The 826-nt window shown below is 57.7% G+C and carries 1 protein-coding gene; it reads right to left on the reverse strand.

Annotation, left to right across the window (positions count from 1 at the left end):
- Window positions 1-51 precede the first annotated feature (51 nt).
- Window positions 52-826, reverse strand: a 775-nt coding sequence (locus C3418_RS23745; protein WP_181023153.1) for a translocation/assembly module TamB domain-containing protein, incomplete at its 5' end; no start/stop codon positions are given.

An 826-nucleotide genomic window follows, 5' to 3' on the forward strand; every position in this document is an offset into this window, starting at 1 on the left:
GGCTGTTGCCTTGCTTGGTTCTTAAACTGCCGTAGACAAATATTCGCATTGCTAAAACTCAAACTGATAGAGCAGATCGAGTGCCTGGTCTACGCCAGACACCGCTTCCAGATATAGCTTAGGCATCAGGCGATAGCGTAACGTGAGAGTTGCTAATGAGTCAAAGATCCCCACACCATATTTCACCTGCAGACCCGGCAGTACATAGCCGCTGACCACCACCTGAGAGGAGTCGCCGACCCCCTGGGTGTCCAGCGCCAGATTGCTTACGCCAAACGTCTCGCCGATTTTACCCACAACCTGACCACTTTGTGCAACCCCCAGACCGACTAACATTGAGGTCATCGCCGCGCTGTCGCTCTGATTGCTGTCCAGCCCCTGCCCGCGCAGCAGGTATGAGAGCGCTTCCTGCTGGGACATTGCCGGGTCAGAGAAAATTTCCGCTTTCGGTTCGTCCGCGGTGCCCGTCACGCGCACCCCGGCGATCACGTCATTTTCGGTGGCCTCCGGATTACGGATCGCTTCGATATTCAGCAGCGGCTGATCCGGCGGGCCGGAGAAGAGCAGTTCGCCTTTACGCACCATCAAATCCTGGCCGTAGGCGTGGAAGCGCCCTTCCGGAATGTTGATCTGCCCGTTCAGGCCCAGCCCCTGTTTATCCTGCGCGACTTTCAGATCGCCGGTCAGTCTGGCCTTCAGCCCAAACGCATCCAGGCGCCCGTTGTTACCCACGTGTACGATCAGGTTGCTGGTGATCGGGATAGAGGCGCCATGTGGCCCCTCAGGCTGGAGGTGGTTGTTGGGCATGACCTCATTGCTAGCACCC

This window comes from Aeromonas sp. ASNIH8 (genome assembly GCF_002919855.1).
Lineage (GTDB): Bacteria > Pseudomonadota > Gammaproteobacteria > Enterobacterales > Aeromonadaceae > Aeromonas > Aeromonas caviae.